Raw genomic sequence first — 18,596 nt, 5'->3', positions numbered from 1 at the left:
AAGTGAATAAGAAAAATTGTATTGCAATGCTTTTGGCTGGAGGTGAAGGTCGCAGGTTAACACCGCTGACATCCAAACTTGCTAAACCAGCTGTACCGTTCGGCGGCCATTACCGGATCATCGATTTTCCTCTCAGCAACTGCGTGAACTCAGGAATTGATACGATCGGTGTACTTACTCAGTATGAGGCTGAATCTCTTCATGAACATATTGGCGAGGGTAAGGCATGGAACCTCCCGAAGCATGAGCATGGTGGTATTTCCCTGCTGCCATCTTATAATGCCGGTGTACAGGAGTATGCAGGAACAGCAGATGCAATATTCAAAAATATAGAGTATGTGGACAAATTCAAGCCAGATCAGGTGCTTATCTTGTCGGGTGACCATATTTATCATATGGATTACCGCAAGCTACTTGATTATCACTTGTCAGTAAATGCTACAGCGACCATCTCCGTTATGCCCGTACCATGGGAAGAAGCGCACCGTTTCGGCGTGATGAGCACAGATCAACAGAACAGAATTACAGAGTTTGCTGAGAAGCCTATGCATCCGACAAGTAATTTAGCTTCCATGGGTATTTATTTATTTAATTGGGATTTTCTTAAACAGCATTTGATCGATGATGCGGAAGATAATATGAGTAGCCATGATTTCGGCAAAGACCTAATTCCTAAAATGTTGACAGGCACAGAGCCACTGCATGTATATGAATTTATGGGGTATTGGCGCGATGTAGGCACAGTTCAAAGTCTGTGGGAAGCGCATATGGATTTACTGACCGAGAACGCGGATTGGAAATTAACAAACAATGAAACCTGGCCGATGTTCACCCAAGGACTGCCCGGCACTCCATCCTTTCTGGCCCTTCATACGCAAATCAACAACTCACTGGTACATCATAATTGCGAATTGGAAGGACAGATTGAGCAATCGGTTGTCTTCGGTGGAGCAAGCATCGGACGCTATACGAAGATTAAGGATAGCGTCGTAATGCCCGGAGCCAAGATTGGCCGCAATGTCTGGATCGAGAAGGCCATTATTGGCGAAAATGCAATCATTAAAGATGGGTCAATAATCAAGGGAGCACTAGGCGATATTATGGTCGTTGGGCCCGGTGAGACCGTTACAGCCAAGCCAGTTCTCATTCCGCAACCAACAAGATTGCTTATGGAGGTCTATGAGAAGACGCCGCGACTCCGAGCAGAAGGAATGCCATCTTAGAGGTAGAACCCGGACTTTTTGAACGCACACTTAAATATTTAAAAACACACTTATAACAAAGGGACTCTCTAAAGTACAGCATTCCTTAGAGAGTCCCTTCATGATGCAACTACATATTTAATTTTGATCCTCGGAGTTTATTTGTTCTACCTCTTCGTCCCGATTTTCGGGATCATGAACAGGCATCGGTAATGTGACCGATACTGTAGTACCAACCCCAAGCTCGCTTCGTATATCCATTTGACCATGGTGCAGCTCAACGAGCTGCTGACTAATCGCCAATCCAAGTCCAGTTCCTCCGCCTTGATGATTGACCTGGAAGAAGCGGTCGCGAACTCGATTCAGATTTTCCTCGCTTATCCCAATCCCGCTATCGACAACTTCAACCTGCACCTGATCCGCCGATAATGGATTGATCACGAGATGGATCCAGCTATTCTCATGCGAGAACTTAATCGCATTATCCACCAGATTAAGGAAGACTTGCTTCAATCGATTGGCATCACCAATGACCGTGATCGGCTTATCAATTTGACCATCAAGCTTGATCTGGATTTGCTTCTTCTCCGCCTTCGCCCATACGTTTAACATAATCTCCTTGAGCAAATCCTGCAGCTTGACACGACCGATCACAAGCTTCATCTCATTCTGCTGCAGCTTGGAGAAATCTAACATCTCCTCAACCAGACCAATAAGCCGTCTGTCTCTTTGGAGATGATGTTCATACCAATCTTTGTCTCGTCCGGATCGAATCCTCCTGAGGTCAGCGTCTCGCTCCATCCCTTGATTCCCGTTAACGGAGTACGCAACTCATGGGAGATGGACGATATGAAATCATCCTTTATCTGATTACTGCGGACGATCTCTTGAGCCATATAGTTCAGCGTAGAGGCCAACTCTCCTAATTCATATCTATATTCGCCCTCGATACGCGTATCAAATTTCCCCTTCGCTAACTGGGCAGATACTGCACGAATGTTGTTGATCGGCTTCACGATCGAATTGGCTAGCCCGATACTGAATAAGGTAACAAGCGCCAATACGGCTACACACACCGCAGAAGAGAGCAAAGTCAGATTCATCATCTTGGAATTAACCGACTCAAGTGATGTGACATAACGAACGATGTAGGCGTTCTCCCCTCGTACTTGTAGAGGGGATGACACGGCCATCACCATCTCGCCTGTAGAGGGCTGCCTACCAATCCATTTACCGACACTGCCTGAAGCGGCCTGCAATACATCGCTAGTCTGTATCGCCTTCTCGTCCTGGAACGGATTGCTGCTCGCCTTGACATTGCCTTTCCGGTTCAGAATCAGAAGCTCTGTATCCTTTAATTCAAAGGCATCGAGCATTTCCGTAAAATAATTCGGATCATTATCCGCGTTGAGCTTTACGAATTTCTGAAAATAATCGGACGCCCATGTCGTGTGATTCGACATATGGTTATAGATCGTATCGTAATAATACATGCGAATGGCCAAGAGAAGATCAATTCAACCATGAACAGAGTTACGAATACGACGATAAAATAATGCATTACAATTTGCCGTCCGATACCCTTCTTGATCATTGTACCTCGCCCTTCCATTTATAGCCAAACCCCCAGACCGTCTGGAGGAACATCGGCTCGGAAGGATTATTCTCTATCTTCTGGCGAAGCCGACGGATATTGACGTCAACTATTTTCGGATCGCCCATATATTCTTTGCCCCATACATGATCAAGCAGCTGATCGCGGCTAAGCGGGGAGTTCTCGTTCTCCAGGAAATATTGCACCAGTGAAAATTCGGTCGGAGTCAGTTCTATTAATTGGCTGCCACGCTTGAATTGCTTAGAGATCAGATCAAGGGTGAATGGTCCGGATGTAAAAGTAACCTTCGTGCTGCTCTCCCGATAAACATTGACCCTTCTCAACAAAGAGTGAATGCGGGCGATCAGTTCGGTAGGACTAAACGGCTTGCTGACATGATCATCCGCTCCGACAGACAGCGCGTAGACCTTGTCTTGTTCCTGTACTTTTGCCGTCAAAAAAATAATCCCGATCCGTTCGTTCGTCTCGCGGATTCTGCGACACACCTCAAATCCATCGATGCCTGGAACCATCACGTCAAGCAGCGCGATATCGATATCCGGCACGCTCTGCAGCTTCGCAAGCGCCTCGTGTCCATCACCTGCCTCTAGCACCTCAAAGCCATTCCGCTTCAAGTTGATCACGATAAAACTTCGGATTGATTCTTCATCTTCCAATATCAAAACTTTGCTCACTTCGCGTCTCCTCCCTCTATCATAAACAGCGTTTAACGCTTAATTTCCTGTTCACCCTTGTTAACCTTCATATTCGTCTTACTATAGAAACCGATAACCTTGTCATAATCCCAGGCCAGCAGCTCCCATTGATCCTTGTAATTCTCCCACTCCGACAGCGAGAAGAAGCGTATTTCCGCTACCGTCTCCCCATTATCCACCTTGACGAACCACAAATGCTCATCCGGATTGGATTTCGGGTCGATCGTTACGGTCCTGTTCCATTCCTTAGGGAAGTTGAAGTAGAATCGGCCAGAAGGGTCCATATACTGCTGCTTAACGAACTTCCAGCTCGTCTTATCATCTCCGGCTCCTTCATTCCACTGATAGTAAGAGAAGAGTGGCATTTCATAAGGGGGCTCATCCCAGCCAATTGGCTTCTCCGAGCGTCCCACTTCGAGGATGCCATCGCCATCCACGTCCCCACTGTATACTGGATAGTTCTTGAACGTGAAATCCTGGGATGGAACCAGATCCTCAAACTTGCCATCTTTCATAACAAGCATATGAGAATAGGCATAATGCGCCCCGAATGAGGCGTCCAAAATGATACCTCTCAGCTTTGGTGTAATGTTACCGCTGACCGTATTGTAATATTCCTCAACCGCATCATCCAATTGGATTTGATCCAGCTCCTTGAACGATGTTCCATCGAACTGATATGCTGTTACAGTTGCATTCTGTTCCCGCTTCAAGTTGACGACTGTAATATCCAGTTGTCCATCCTGATTAAGGTCATCGATCAGGAAATTGCTATATGGTATGGTTAACAGATTATCTACTTTCTGCCCGTCATAAGAGTACACAGTTAGACCTTTCTGTACATCCTCTCCCCCACCAGAGAAGCCTGCGATAATGTTCAGACGACCATCTCCGGCCAAGTCCTTCAGATCGAAGGTCTCGAGATTCTGCCCTTCGCCGTCAAATCGAACCTTAACGATCCAACTGTCTCCTTGTTGTTCGAGAATCATCCCGTGGATTCGTACCGTCTCATCCGGAGTCTCGTAGAAGACAATCGCTTCCTTCACACCATCATTGTCCAGATCAGCAGTTCGGATCGAGCTCTTCACATCCTTCGGCGCGATAATCGAGCCTTTGGTCTCGACATTTATGACGTTGAACAGCGACTCCCGGTCAGAGGAGAGCTGCGGCGTGCGCATCAAAGCTTTTGGATCATCGATAATGCTGCAGCCGCTGAGTAGGAACAACAGCACGCAGCCAGAGCATAGCATCAGCCAGCTTCTTAGATTACCTTTCAAACTCATCACTCTTTTCATGCTAAATCAATCAACCGTTTCTCCTCAGCCGTCAACCGTCTCCCTACAATATCCACCTTAATTTCACCGGAATGAATACCCAAAATTCGCGTGCAATATTTCTCAGCAAATTCAAGTGGAAGTGCAGTCACGACGGTCGTTCCCTGAGTTTTGCATAGCTGGCTGAAGGTCTCGATGACGCGCTCCGCCGATTTCGGATCCAGCCCGATTGTCGGCTCGTCCGCAGCGACAAATTTGGCGCCATGGACAAGTGCACGACAGATTGCTACCCGCTGTTTCTCTCCACCACTAAGCTTGCCAGCTTTGACATGGGCCTTGTCGAGTAAGCCGAATTTCTCAAGCTCATCCATCGCCCCCATATAATCATCAGAACGGACCATGCCGGTAAAGCGGCGAATCGCCGAGACTTGACCAACTTGTCCGATCAGAACATTCTTAAGCGCCGTTCTCTCAGGATAAAGAGTAGGATTCTGTTCCAAATAAGCAAATCTGGAGCGGAATTTATGCGTTCCCTTACCGCCGCCCTGGATTAGCTTGTCCTCGTTCCATGAATAATCCCCGCTGTTCCAAGTCTCACGAAGTGCCAGACAACGGAGCAGCATGCTTTTCCCACTACCACTTGCGCCGACAATACCAACCATTTCCCCTTGAGCAAATTCAGTATTGATATCACGGAGTACCTGTTTCTTATTTCCATCCACCGATTTCTTTAAGTGGCTAACCTTGATCATGTCCGATTCTCCTTTGTAGACGTTGTTCAAAAATCCGCTCTTGTTAAGCAAACCTCTCAACCGAGGTCCATCGGAAGCATAAGATTCGATGCTACAACCGGCTTTTTCTTGAACTCGCCTTTGTTGTACCTTTGTCTATTTATAAAGGTAAGTATACATAAGTCGTTCTACTCTATAGTTTATTGGAAATAGCCGTGAAAATCCATTACAGCCTGTTCATATTTTCATTTTTTTCGAGAGATTGTTTCCTAAAGCCGAATCCAGCCAAGGTAAAAATCATATATAGACTGCCCAGAAGTACGAACAACGTACCCGGACCTACGAACTCCATCGCTGCCCCACCTACATTCGGACCGAGAATACTACCGATGCAGAAATGGAAGGAAGCAATAACATTTGCGGCAGGAAGCAGCCCTGCTGGCAATATGTCGGCGGTATAAGCCAGTCCGAGTGAGAAGAAGGAGCCAACCAAGCCCCCGCTCCCATGAACAACAGCAGCAGGCTCCAAAAATGATTTTCTGCCAGTGGAGCGATAAGGAACAGCACTCCACCACCTAGACCTGGCAATCATTAATACAAGTTTTCGGTTATAACGGTCGCTAAGCATTCCTAGTGGAAGCTGCAGAATCAGTCCACCGATCCCGAAGAAAGGAAGCAAAGTTGCGATTTGCTCTGCACTCAATCCAATCCGCAGGCCGTAGATTGGGAAGTTACTGTTCATCGTTGATTCCATATACCCATATAATAGCGGGGTAAACAGAGCAAACCAGGCCAATCTGTATATTCGCCCGTATTTGCGTGTCTCCCGTGCATTACCTGCTACTTTCTCCGGATACATATTAGGCATACGAACCATAACAAGAAGTACTCCCATAGCAGTAAGAATGGACAACAAGATAAAAGGAAGAAGCTGACCGTAGCTTAAAAGCCGGATACCGAAGGGTCCGAAGCTGAAGCCAAGCCCATAGGACATGCCGTAAAGAGAGAGGTTACGTCCGCGACGCTCCTTAGGCGACAATAGAAGTAGCCAGAGCTGTGATGTAAAATGGATTGCGCTGTCGCCGATTCCAACGATCAGACGCAGTACGAACCAAATGGACAAGTTCGAGACTAATGGAAAGATCGGTAAAGCGATCATAACTGCTACCATACCGCCAATTAGCAGCTTCTTAAAACCGGCACGGCCAAGTACCCGTTCGGCAACCAGCGTCATTGCAAATGAGCCGACATAGAGAGCGGCAGCGTGCATCCCGTTCACAGAGGATGGAATCCCCCGCTCCTCCATAAAGATGGCAAGAACCGGCAAGAGCAGTCCTTGGCTTAACCCCGATATAATAATTACCATTGTTAATAAGAAAAATGGCGATAAACGAATCGGAAATTTACTAGAATTTGATGTTATTGTCATGATGCCTTCCCCCTGCACAACAAAGAAAACCGTCAAGACAATATGACGATTTCTACTTTAAGTCATATGTGATAGTGTAATTAACCCCTTAACCCGTGAAACGACTCCTAAACATTATAGTAGACAAGCCCTAATCCCACAAGCATAATTAAGAGGTATGCAATATAGTTCTGGGAGGCCTTACGGATGGCTTATGATGTAAAAGTCGATGTGTCGCCGATTTATGAGTTGCTCAGCAGCTTCATGTTATATACTACACGAAAATGGATTAACAATTTGGACATAGGACGGGAATGGATTCACGATATCCAACTAAGTCTGAGCGAGGAGGCTCGCCAAGCCTTCGCCGAGGCGGCCGATTATCCGTTCGGAGATTATGATCTGCTCTTCGCCCTGGCGCTTGAGCGGGACTCAACCATGCAAATTAATGGTTATCTTGAAGATTTATCTCACGGTAATGCCGATGCCCTGCTTGCCCGAATGCTTCCTCATGTACCAGGTACGACTCTGGAAGATGCGCAACGGATTCAGAAATACTATGCACCGCTTCTGAACATTTGGTACAACAATTACTTTCAAGGTATTGAGGAACAATACGCAGTTATGATGGAAGAGGACGCTATGGAGAAGAAGGATCTGCTTGAGAAAATGGATCCCGAGCCTCTGGTTGAATTCGCATCGGGTGGACTTGTACTCGATCAGCAATTACCAGTGAAGCATATTATCCTCGTTCCTTCGATTCATTTCAGACCAGTGAATACCTACTGCTTCTATGAAGAAGTGTTGCTTATCCAATATCCGATCGACATTCCGGAGGCTGACGAAGAGGAGCCGCCTATCTGCCTGCTCCGACTGACCCAGGCCTTATCCAAGCCGGAGCGTCTGCAACTGCTGCGCTATTTGGCGAATGAACCCAAGTCGATGCAGGAGATGATCCGGGACACTAACGAATCGAGAGCCCAATTGCATCATGAACTGATGATTCTAAGATCTGCAGGCATGCTTCGCGTCCATCTCACGGACCGTAGTACGGAGAAGTTCAGCATCCGTCCGGACGGTGTATCCGAGCTACAGATGTTCCTTGAATCATATATTCGGATCTAGCGGCTGTCCCGACATGAAGATTGATATTTGCATTTCTGCTGCTTCTTCTGCTAAGTTAGGATAAATATGATAAAGGGAAAGTGCAAGAAGGAGTGATAGAGATGAAACATAATGTACAACAACAAATCATTTTTGATCTCGATGATACGTTGATCTATTGCAACAAATACTTTGATCTGATTCTAGGTCAATTTGCCGACATTGTATCGGAATGGTTCAATAAGTACCAGCTTCCGATTAAGGAGATTCGCGATAAGCAAATCGAAATCGATGTAGCCGGAGTACAGCAAGTAGGATTCGCCAGCCGACATTTTCCGGAATCACTGATTGACACCTACCGCTACTTCTGCCAGCAATTCGGTGAGAGATATGATGAACTTAAGGAAAGGCAGCTTATGAAGCTCGGCCTTAGTGTATATGAACAATCCATTGAACCTTATCCTGGAATGGTCGAGACGCTCGATTTCCTGCAAAGTCAGCGGCATGAGCTGTACTTGTACACCGGCGGCGAAACTGTGATCCAACAACGGAAAATTGAGCAGATGAAGCTGGCCGATTATTTTCAGGACCGTATCTTTATCCGTCAGCATAAGAACATAGAGGCATTGGAGGAAATCCTGACCTCTCACCCGTTCAACCGTCCTAATACTTGGATGATCGGTAATAGTCTACGGACCGATATCTCGCCAGCTCTCTCGGCAGGTATCCATGCCATCCATATCAATCATCCCGATGAATGGACCTATAATATCATAGAGATACCTCCTCGTAATGATTCTTATTTATACACGGTAGTCTCACTCGAAGAGGTCCCAGCCATTATCACCAACACCGGGCAAACTCGTAGCTCTAATAAACTATCTCACAGATCTAGATAGTGTGAAAAAACTGGGCTGATGGATATCCTCCTTCAGCCCAGTTTTTGTGTGACTATGGTAGTTGAACAAATGCTTGTAACGGAGGAAGCGCAGTCGGGTGAAATGTTCTTCCGATCGCAGTTGCTCACGGATTTCCTAATCTAATAGAATCCAACTAGGGAGAAATCCGTTAACAAAGGCGAACGCTACGCTTCTCCAGAGCCATTTCACCCTCTTGCCTATTCCCTGCTCTTTCTTTAGTTCACTTCGTTTAGCTCGGCTGCTCGGCAACTACACACACTTCCACTAGCCTTCTGTCCGTTCCAAGCTCAGCTTCCCACTCTCATGATCGAGCAGCTCAATCCGGCCTTTGTAATCTCCTTCTGGCTGCTTAAAGGACAAAATTTGAGTGTGGCCTTTCTCTAGCAATGATTGCAGCATCGAACGCGAAATCTTCTTGCCGGCGTACTCTTTCCAAATAACAAAGCCGCAACCCTGTTTGTAATGGGTACAGCCATAGCCTTTGCGGCCCTCGATCAACTGACCGCCACAGCCACTTCGCGGACACGACGCCAACGCTTCGAAGCCTCCAGCTACGCCGCCGGACGAACCTCCGGAGCTAGCAGCTTGTCCGGCTGAAGTTGTCCCGGGAGTCCTGCCACTACCAGATGAGCCACTTCCCCGCTTGGAAGCGGTCCCCGTCTTGGAATCGCCTCCCTTGGACCGAGAACCTGTGCGGCTGCCACGCTTGCCTTTCTCCTCGGGTCCGCCTTCGAACATCGAAGCGTCCGCTTTCTTCTGTACGCGCACCTTCTCGATGATAGAGACCGTAAACTTCTTCACATTCTCCATAAATTTCTCGCTGGTTGCCTCTCCCTTGGAGATCTGATACAGCCTGCGTTCCCATTGCCCCGTCATCTCGGGTGAGGTCAGCAGCTCTACTCCAGCATGTCTGATTAGCTCGATGGCAGTGCGCCCCTTCTGCGTAACCGTAATCCGTTTACCCTGCATCGTGATATATCCGACACTCTTCAAACGCTCGATCGTCGCTGCTCGAGTCGCCGGCGTTCCGAGACCCGCATCCTTCATCGCTTCACGGAGCTCATCATTCTCCAGCTGCTTACCAGCGCTCTCCATTGCTTTGAGCAGAGTGCCTTCTGTATATGACTTTGGCGGCTGAGTCGCCTTCTCCTTCGCCTCAGCCTCCTTGCACAACACCGGCTGATTGCGATCAACAGAGAACGGCTCACTCACCTCCTCCTCCTGTTCTTCCTCTTCATCCTTCTTCTTGCCACGCTTCGAAGCCTTATTGTCATCCCCAGGCAGACATATCTTCCAACCCAAAGACAGCAGTTCTTTCACATTCGTCTTGAACAATTCCTTCTCTACTTCCGTCATCACCATATGCTGCTTATATTCGGCCGCCGGATAGAAATGCGACAGGAAGCGGCGGACGACGAGATCATAAATATTCCCCTCTTCCTTGCTAAGCGTTCCCGGTCTTCTCAAGGTTGGCAGTATTGCATGGTGATCCTCTACACGGGAAGGATTACAAACCGACTTGTTGTTCACATTTACCAGACTCTGATTCCCGCCATCGGCAAGCTCCTTGTAATCTGTAGATTTCAGCATATGCAGCGTTTTGTGCATTCCTTCGATGTTCTGTTCAGTTACATAATTGGAGTTTGTGCGCGGATATGTAATCAGCTTATGGCGCTCATATAAAGCTTGTGCCAAATCAAGTGTCTTCTTAGCAGAGTAACCGAACTTTGCGTTCGCATCGCGTTGAAGTAGCGTCAGGTCATATAACTTGTAAGGATACTCCTTCGTCTCCTTAACCTCATATTCCACGATCTGACCCTGCTTGCCGCGAACTTTATCCGCTAATTCCTTGGCCTTCTCTCCATCGGTCAATCGGTCTCCTTGCCAGGTACCGATATATGAACGCTCAGACTGTTCAAACTCAGCCTTGATCTCGTAATAAGTCAAGGAATCGAAGCTCTCTATTTCCTTCTGACGGTCATAAATCAGCGCGAGCACAGGTGTCTGTACCCTGCCAACCGAGAGCAGTGTATTATGCTTCGTCGTGAAGGCACGTGATGCGTTCATACCGACGAGCCAATCTGCCTCGCTCCTCGCTCGCGCCGCCTTCGTTAAATTGGCGAATTCAGAGCTGTCCCGAAGTTCAGCGAAGCCTTTGGCGATGCTCTCCGAGGTCAAGTCAGAGATCCAGAGCCGCCTAACCGGTTGCATGAGCTTAAGCCGCTGCTGAATCAACGCGAAGATATATTGTCCTTCACGCCCGGCATCGCATGCATTCACGACCGCATTACATCTTTTGGCTAGTTCACCGATCGTCTTCAATTGATCCTTCGTTCTTGGGTTCGGCACAATCTTGAATTGCTCCGGCATAATCGGTAGATCGTAGAAATTCCATCTTTTATACTTGTCATCATAAGCGTCAGGCTCGGCCAATCCAAGCAGATGTCCAATCGCCCAGGTAATAATATATTGCTCTCCCTCCAGATAGGAGCGATTATTCTTCGCCCGCGGTTCAATCACCGCAGCAATCGTTCGCCCCATATCGGGTTTCTCAGCAATTACGAGCGTTTTCATTGTTTCAAGCGCCCCACTTTCCTAGCATTCCAGTTCCACAGATAAAAAGGGCCGCGCTCCGCGCAGCCCTGTAGCTAACATATATTATAACATATTTTCACTCGATATCGTAAGTGTATCACGATTACACAGTCGGTTGCAGTCTCACATAGGACAAGAACCGGTAATTATAAGGGTTCTTCTCATCGCGAATTCCTTCGCGCTCCTGCTCCAATTGGAATTCGGACCAATCGATTTGCGGAAGAAGGTATCCCCGGGAATATCCTCTTCAATCATAGTCACGAGCAAGCGATCCACATAAGGAATCAATATCTTGAAAATCCCGGCCCCGCCGATCACCATCAATTCCTCACTATCTGCCAGAGTTAACGCCTCTTCCACCGAATGCACGATCTCAGCGCCCTCAGCATGATACGAGTGATCGTTCGTCATCACGACATTGCGGCGGTTTGGCAGCGGGCGGCTACGCATCGACTCCCAGGTTTTGCGGCCCATAAGCACGGTCTTCCCAGTCGTTTGTGCTTTGAAGAAGGCCATATCCGCGGGTAAACGCCACGGCAAATCATTGTTCCGACCGATAACCCCATCTCTGGCCATAGCCCAAATAAATGTCATTCCCATCTCGTTATCCACCTTCCTAGGAATCCGTTCATCGTAAACTGCTCTTCATGCTTGCCTATCCAAGTCTGGCTCTATATCGCGACAGGGGCCTTAATGCCTGGATGATGCTGGTAACCGACAAATTCAAAATCTTCATAGACATAGTCAAGAATAGATTCCGGTTTGCGCTTAATCACAAGCTGTGGCAAAGAATAAGGTTCCCGCTCCAATTGAGTCTTCACCTGTTCAAGATGATTCTTGTAAATGTGCACGTCTCCACCAGACCAGATGAATTCACCGACCTCCAAGCCACATTGCTGTGCGACCATATGCGTGAGTAGCGCATAGCTGGCGATATTAAATGGCAAACCGAGGAAAGTATCGACTGATCGCATCGTCAGCATACAAGACAGCTTCCCATCAGCCACATAGAACTGATATACGAAATGACAAGGCGGCAGCTTCATCTCGTCAATTTCAGCTACGTTCCAAGCACTGACCAAGTGACGGCGCGAATCTGGATTGTTCTTGATCGACTCGATCACACCTGCAATCTGGTCGATTCTTCTTCCGTCCGGTGTCGGCCATGAACGCCATTGTGAGCCGTACACAGGCCCTAAATCTCCGTTCTCATCCGCCCATTCATCCCAAATGGTAACTCCATTTTCCTTCAGATATTTAATGTTGGTGTCCCCACTCAAGAACCAGAGTAATTCGTGAACAACTGATTTCAAGTGAATTCTCTTCGTCGTCATCAGCGGGAAACCCTTGCTGAGGTCAAAGCGCAATTGTCTACCGAATACCGAATAAGTGCCCGTGCCTGTCCGATCCTCTTTTCCGTCCCATGATCCATAACATCCTGCAGTAAATCCAAATAATTTCTCATCTATCTCACACCCCAAATACTCGTTTAATAACACATCTTGTTCATTATAACAGACTGTAATTTTACAATGTAGTAGAATATGATCTTATTCTGACATTAAAATGTGAGTTCAAATTCGCTTTTCAGCACCGAGAAGGTTGGATGAAGCTAGGGTCTGAGGAGCGCAGCGTACGTTTTGGGTACGTGAGCACCGGAAGACCCGGCTGAATTCAAGATTCGATGTCCAGTTTACTTCTTGATTCACTTCGTGATCAAAAGCGAATATGTCGGATCGTAATCAGCTTGCGGTCCATTGCTCTCCGGAAGCGGCTTCTCGTATCGGGCGAAAGCGTAACACCGCTAATCGAAGCAATTCGTTCGACAACATCATCCGCCATCAAATCATCGGTATAGACATGTTCGGCGAATACCTCTGTACCAAGACTGGTTAGACAGCGATCGATCTGCTGAACCGGCCATGAGTTTGCCTTCTCTCCCCGTCCCTTGAGGCGCTTCAGCAAGGTATCCCTGGAAGCAAGCAAAGTTACATGACTTATATCAGCTCCAGCACCTCGCAATCGTCCAACAATCTCGGCAAAGTAATCCGGATTTGTAATTGTCATCGGTACGATAATGGTCCCTATGAATTCCTCGCTCAAATGATGTAACATCGAATAGTTCATTTCTCGCCACATCGGGTAATCTTGAAAATCCGCTTTATGTATAGATTTTGGCAGTTTCTTTCTTATGAAGTATCCGACATGCTCAGGATCATACACGATAGAATTTGGTATCCTACGCTGTAATTCGAATGCCGTCGTTGTCTTACCCACACCAAAGGCACCATTAATCCAAATAATCACATTCTCACCCACCAATCTGAATTAACCCACTACCGCTATGAGATGTTGTTTACTAGTATATAAAAAGACGAAGCCTGAGCGATAAAGGTTACTTCCACATGCCCAGGCGTCTTATCAATCAACTATTAAATTAATTAGTGGAAAATCCCCATTAACCCAGCTACCAGAACGACAATAGCAAAGATCATCCGGTAAATCGCAAATACCTTCATTGGCTTCTTCTGCAAATAAGAAATGAACTTCCGAATTACAGCCAATGCAACAATGAAAGATACAACAAATCCGATAATAAGCGAAATAATTTCAGCGCTTGTCAGACTTGTCAGCCCGCCGATCTTCACAACTTTCAACAAGCTCATACCAACCATAACCGGAATCGCCAGGAAGAACGAGAACTCCGCTGCCGCAACCGTAGACAATCCAGACACCCATCCGCCAATAATCGTCGAAGCTGAACGGGACATTCCCGGAATAATCGCCAGACACTGAAAAGCACCGATAATTAACGCTTGCTTGACGGTTACGTTAAGCTCATCGCCGCTCACTCCGGGAGCTTTATTGTTCCGGAATCTGGATTCAGCATACATCATCCAAATACCGCCGAAGAATAGCGTAATAGCTACGACAACCGGTGTAAACAGATACTTATCTGATAGGTCATTAAGCAAAATGCCGAATACGCCGCCAGGAATACATGCGATCGCCAGGATCAGCCAGAACCTAAACCCGGAACGCTCAAATCCAACCTTCCCAGGGAAAAAGTTCACGAGCGTGTCTTTGATCTTGGCCCAATACAGAACAATAACTGCCAGAATGGCACCAAGCTGAATTACATAAGTATACATTTCTACAAAGGAAGGGGTTGTACCCTCAAAGCCTAACAGGTTCTCGAAGATAACGAGATGGCCTGTGGAGGATACCGGCAAGAACTCGGTAATCCCTTCTACGATACCTAGAATAATTGATTTTAAAAAGTCCAAAATATTGTCCATTTCCTGCCTAATCTCCTTTTCAAAACGTTCGTCTTCATCTTATTAAAATTTGGCCCGTTTCAACTTTACCAGTTCAGTGTACAAGAAATCAAGCATTGCTTATTAACTTGTAATTCATTGTGACAGCCTAGCCTAGCACTACATATGTCCCATATATATGCACGCCTGTACAATGAATATGAAATTGACTTAAATATCTATATATCGTAATATTACGATATAACGAAATAGTATGAGGTGAATTCGTTGTGGATAACAATTTTAAAGACTATAACCAGAAGGCAGAAATATTGAAAGCCTTGGCTCATCCTGTGCGGCTCTGTATTATTCGAGGGCTAATGGAGAAGAAGCAATGCAACGTTTCTCATATGCAGGAATGCTTGAATTTACCGCAATCTACAGTATCGCAGCATTTGCAGAAATTGCGCAGTGCCGGAATTGTGGAAGCAGAGCGTAATGGTCTGGAGATCAATTACCGTATCATGGATGAGAAAATTCGGAAGCTGATGATAGCATTATTCGAGGAGGAACTAGCATGAGCAAAAAAGTATTAATCGTAGGCGGTGTTGCCGGAGGTGCGACCGCTGCAGCACGACTGCGGAGACTGGATGAGGATGCGCATATCGTCATGTTTGAACGAGATGCTTACATCTCTTTCGCCAACTGCGGACTTCCCTATTATATAGGAGAATCCATCAAGGAGCGCTCCAAGCTACTTGTACAGACACCAGAAGCGATGTATCGCCGCTTCAATATCGACATTCGTACCGAGAGCGAGGTTATGGAGCTTCGCCCGGACAGTAAGACCGTACTCGTGCGCAGCAAGGAACGCGGCGAATATGAGGAGAGCTATGATGCAGTGATCCTCTCCCCTGGTGCGAGACCGATCCGGCCGAATCTGCCAGGAATCGATAGTTCACGCATCCATACACTACGTAATATCCCCGATACAGATCGTATCAAAGCGCGTGTCGTCGAAGAGAAGGTTCAATCCGCGATCGTCATCGGCGGCGGGTTCATCGGCGTAGAAATGGCTGAAAACCTGCGCGATATCGGTCTCGATGTTACCTTGATTGAAGGTGGACCGCAAATTTTGGCTCCCTTCGATCCTGAAATGTCAGCAGTATTAACCAAAGAACTTGAAGAACGTGGTGTGAATCTGTTAATGTCTCAGACCGTATCTTCATTCCAGGAGACAGACAATCGTATTCAAGTTCAAACCGCTGACGGTAGCACATTAACCAGCGAGATTGTCATTCTGGCCATCGGCGTTACCCCGGATACCAGCTTCCTGAAGAATAGCGGGCTAGAACTTGGGCCACGCGGCCATATCATTGTTAATGATTCTCTAGAGACCAATCTGGATCAAGTGTATGCGGTAGGTGACGCAGTTGAGGTCGTGGATTTCGTAAATGGAAGCAAAACGGCGATTCCATTGGCAGGACCAGCAAACAAACAGGGTCGGATCGCCGCAGACAATGTGTGCGGTCTTGGAACGACCTATAAAGGCTCGCAAGGAACTTCCATCATCAAGGTATTCGGATTGACGGGTGCGGCAACGGGTAATAATGAGAAGACTTTGCGCCGTCTGGGATTACCTTACCACGTTTCCTATGTTCATCCGAACTCCCATGCCACTTATTACCCAGGAGCGACTCCGCTATCATTGAAGCTGTTATTTAATGATCAAGGAACGGTACTTGGCGCCCAGGCAGTTGGCTATGACGGGGTCGACAAACGCATTGATGACATAGCTACTGTAATTCGCTTCCGCGGTAATGTTACGGATTTAACAGAGCTAGAACTGGCCTATGCACCGCCATATTCCTCCGCAAAAGACCCGGTAAATATGGCAGGCTACACCGCCGAGAACATTCTAAGCGGAAGAACACAAGTTTTCACAGTGGAGCAACTCACTGATCGGGATTCAGCCAATACGATTTTGGTCGATGTTCGTTCTGAGCTTGAGCATGCTAATGGCCATATTCCGGACTCCTTGAACATTCCTGTTGATGAATTGCGCAGCCGGCTTGATGAACTGGATGCTTCCAAAGAAATTTGGGTCTACTGCCAAGTAGGTTTAAGAGGGTATACTAGTGCTCGTATATTGCAGCAAAAGGGATTCAAAGTTCGTAATCTGACCGGTGGCTATAAAACTTATCAAATGGCAAACTATAAGCCTGGCAAAGCGGCTACGCCCCCGATGCAAGAATTAACAAAGCATGAGCCTACGGCTGCCAAAGCGCAGATCGCCTCGACAGCCGAACCAATGATCCAGGCTACTGCTGAGCTGGACGCATGCGGATTATGCTGCCCAGGACCACTCGTTCAGCTAAAGAAGAAGATGGATGATTTAAACGATGGCGAGATCCTACATGTAATAGCAACAGATGCCGGTTTCTATGAAGATGTTCAGGCCTGGGTCAACATGTCCGGTAACCAACTTAAACAAGTTAGCAAAAATCCGAACGGCACAATTGAAGCATATGTAGAAAAAGGAGCCGCCTTGACCGAGAAAACAGCCTCAAGCGCTCCGGTGCAAGCAGCAGCTGACGGAAGTTCAATGATCGTCTTCAGCGGCGATCTGGATAAGGCAATTGCTTCCTTCATCATCGCCAATGGCGCAGCAGCTAGCGGTAAGAAGGTCACGATGTTCTTCACCTTCTGGGGGCTGAACGTCATCCGTAAGCCGGAGAAGGTAGCTGTGTCTAAGAATATGATCGGACGCATGTTCGGAGCGATGATGCCGCGCGGCAGTAAGAAGCTGTCCCTATCCAAGATGAACATGATGGGTATGGGAGCGAAGATGATCCGCTCCGTTATGAACAGTAACAATGTATCCTCTCTCGAGGAACTGATTCAATCAGCGATCCAGCAAGGCGTAGAGATCGTAGCCTGCCAAATGTCAATGGACGTGATGGGCATCAAGCAGGAGGAGTTAATCGACGGTGTTAAGATCGCCGGGGTCGGCTACTACCTCGGTAAAGCAGATCAATCGGGCATTAATTTATTCATTTAAATGAAGCAGAGGCTATCCAGGTCACTCCGTGTGACTTCAAGGATAGCCTCTTTGCATCGGACATGTTCATGTGACCGAAACATTATTTCTTCTTGCGCGTAATTATTGCAAGAGGAGTTGATCACGATGAATTTTGTATTCGGGATTATATGTATCATTATCGGTATACTTAATTTGGCGAAGCCAGAGTTTGCCTGGTATCTAAAAGAAGGCTGGAAGGTGGATGGAAATTCCGAACCGAGCGACACTTACCTTGCGTTTACTCGGATAGGCGGTGGAGTAGCCATCCTTATAGGAATCATCGTCTTTTTTGTTGGAGTGAACTGATAAGAGGGCGTACTTGCATTTCACATTCATTTATAATCAATATGGGCGAATGTCGTGAGCATTATAGGTAATAATCCATAGACTATGGTTGAGAACCTAATCTAACAAGGAGGTTAGCTATGGATTATCAACAAGTATGCTGGAACTGTATGAATAAATATGTCGGCATAACTACGAATGATGGTCAGAGCTATGACGGATTTATTGCACACGTTGATAGTGACGGTGTTACTCTTGCCGTTCCTACCGATGAAATGATGGCAGGAATGCCAGCGAACAAACGACAGTTCGGATACCATCCCGGTTTCTTTCCACGACGCCGCTTCTTCCGTCGGCGTATCCCTTTTTACGGAATAACTGGTTTATATCTGCTCCCCTTCTTCTTATAGAGATTGTTGAGCAAGTCC

Annotated in this window: 14 protein-coding genes and 3 pseudogenes; 7 read left to right on the top strand and 10 right to left on the bottom strand. The window is 47.0% G+C overall.

The window, feature by feature from the left end; all coding sequences use genetic code 11:
* The first annotated feature begins 2 nt into the window (after positions 1-2).
* A complete protein-coding gene (locus tag RE628_RS12130) occupies positions 3-1,223 on the top strand; it encodes a glucose-1-phosphate adenylyltransferase (RefSeq protein WP_309158921.1) in 1,221 nt (406 codons plus the stop codon).
* Between the two features lie 117 nt (positions 1,224-1,340).
* Here RE628_RS12130 and RE628_RS12125 read toward each other — a convergent pair.
* From RE628_RS12125 to RE628_RS12105, 5 genes and pseudogenes are all read right to left on the bottom strand, one after another.
* Positions 1,341-2,796, bottom strand: a pseudogene (locus RE628_RS12125) (ATP-binding protein).
* Entirely contained in the window at positions 2,793-3,491 is a 699-nt protein-coding gene (locus RE628_RS12120) for a response regulator transcription factor (protein WP_309158920.1), read from the bottom strand. The pseudogene RE628_RS12125 and the gene RE628_RS12120 overlap by 4 nt, the downstream one beginning before the upstream one ends.
* Before the next feature lie 32 nt (positions 3,492-3,523).
* Entirely contained in the window at positions 3,524-4,807 is a 1,284-nt protein-coding gene (locus RE628_RS12115; RefSeq protein WP_309158919.1) for a hypothetical protein, read from the bottom strand.
* Positions 4,804-5,538, bottom strand: coding sequence for a phosphonate ABC transporter ATP-binding protein (locus tag RE628_RS12110; protein ID WP_309158918.1), 735 nt, complete (start codon positions 5,536-5,538; stop codon positions 4,804-4,806). The genes RE628_RS12115 and RE628_RS12110 overlap by 4 nt, the downstream gene beginning before the upstream one ends.
* Before the next feature lie 205 nt (positions 5,539-5,743).
* Positions 5,744-6,946 (bottom strand): MFS transporter, encoded by a 1,203-nt coding sequence (locus tag RE628_RS12105; RefSeq protein ID WP_309158917.1) that lies wholly within the window; start codon positions 6,944-6,946, stop codon positions 5,744-5,746.
* 186 nt (positions 6,947-7,132) lie between these two features.
* On the opposite strand from RE628_RS12105, the gene RE628_RS12100 reads away from it, so the two are divergent.
* Together RE628_RS12100 and RE628_RS12095 are read left to right on the top strand one after the other, a co-directional pair.
* Entirely contained in the window at positions 7,133-8,050 is a 918-nt protein-coding gene (locus RE628_RS12100) for an ArsR family transcriptional regulator (protein ID WP_309158916.1), read from the top strand.
* A 101-nt stretch (positions 8,051-8,151) separates the two neighbouring features.
* Positions 8,152-8,928 (top strand): HAD family hydrolase, encoded by a 777-nt coding sequence (locus RE628_RS12095; protein WP_309158915.1) that lies wholly within the window; start codon positions 8,152-8,154, stop codon positions 8,926-8,928.
* A gap of 285 nt (positions 8,929-9,213) precedes the next feature.
* Here the strand turns inward: RE628_RS12095 and RE628_RS12090 are convergent, their stop codons facing one another.
* From RE628_RS12090 to RE628_RS12070, 5 genes and pseudogenes are all read right to left on the bottom strand, one after another.
* Complete coding sequence (locus RE628_RS12090; RefSeq protein WP_309158914.1) at positions 9,214-11,523, bottom strand: type IA DNA topoisomerase; 2,310 nt, start codon at positions 11,521-11,523, stop codon at positions 9,214-9,216.
* 124 nt (positions 11,524-11,647) lie between these two features.
* Positions 11,648-12,144, bottom strand: a pseudogene (locus RE628_RS12085) (dihydrofolate reductase).
* Positions 12,145-12,215: 71 nt separating this feature from the next.
* Positions 12,216-13,009, bottom strand: a pseudogene (gene thyA, locus RE628_RS12080) (thymidylate synthase).
* Between the two features lie 251 nt (positions 13,010-13,260).
* The gene (locus tag RE628_RS12075) at positions 13,261-13,851 is read right to left on the bottom strand and encodes an AAA family ATPase (RefSeq protein WP_309158913.1); all 591 of its coding nucleotides are present in this window, start codon (positions 13,849-13,851) and stop codon (positions 13,261-13,263) included.
* 134 nt (positions 13,852-13,985) lie between these two features.
* Entirely contained in the window at positions 13,986-14,843 is an 858-nt protein-coding gene (locus tag RE628_RS12070; RefSeq protein WP_309158912.1) for an undecaprenyl-diphosphate phosphatase, read from the bottom strand.
* 248 nt (positions 14,844-15,091) lie between these two features.
* Here RE628_RS12070 and RE628_RS12065 point away from each other — a divergent pair, with 248 nt between their 5' ends.
* The 4 genes from RE628_RS12065 (at position 15,092) to RE628_RS12050 (ending at position 18,578) form a co-directional block, all read left to right on the top strand.
* Entirely contained in the window at positions 15,092-15,382 is a 291-nt protein-coding gene (locus RE628_RS12065; RefSeq protein ID WP_309158911.1) for an ArsR/SmtB family transcription factor, read from the top strand.
* Positions 15,379-17,862, top strand: coding sequence for a DsrE/DsrF/DrsH-like family protein (locus tag RE628_RS12060; RefSeq protein ID WP_309158910.1), 2,484 nt, complete (start codon positions 15,379-15,381; stop codon positions 17,860-17,862). Before RE628_RS12065 ends, RE628_RS12060 begins: the two co-directional genes overlap by 4 nt.
* Before the next feature lie 126 nt (positions 17,863-17,988).
* Positions 17,989-18,189, top strand: a complete 201-nt coding sequence (locus RE628_RS12055) for a DUF6199 family natural product biosynthesis protein (RefSeq protein WP_309158909.1) — start codon at positions 17,989-17,991, stop codon at positions 18,187-18,189.
* Positions 18,190-18,308: 119 nt separating this feature from the next.
* Positions 18,309-18,578, top strand: coding sequence for a phosphatidylinositol kinase (locus RE628_RS12050; RefSeq protein ID WP_309158908.1), 270 nt, complete (start codon positions 18,309-18,311; stop codon positions 18,576-18,578).
* The last annotated feature ends 18 nt before the right edge of the window (positions 18,579-18,596 follow it).

Origin of the sequence: Paenibacillus sp. D2_2 (assembly GCF_031199965.1) — a bacterium.
Classification (GTDB): Bacteria; Bacillota; Bacilli; order Paenibacillales; family Paenibacillaceae; genus Fontibacillus.
The sequence above is the reverse complement of the archived record's forward strand: the minus strand, read 5'-3'. Positions and strand labels throughout refer to the sequence as shown.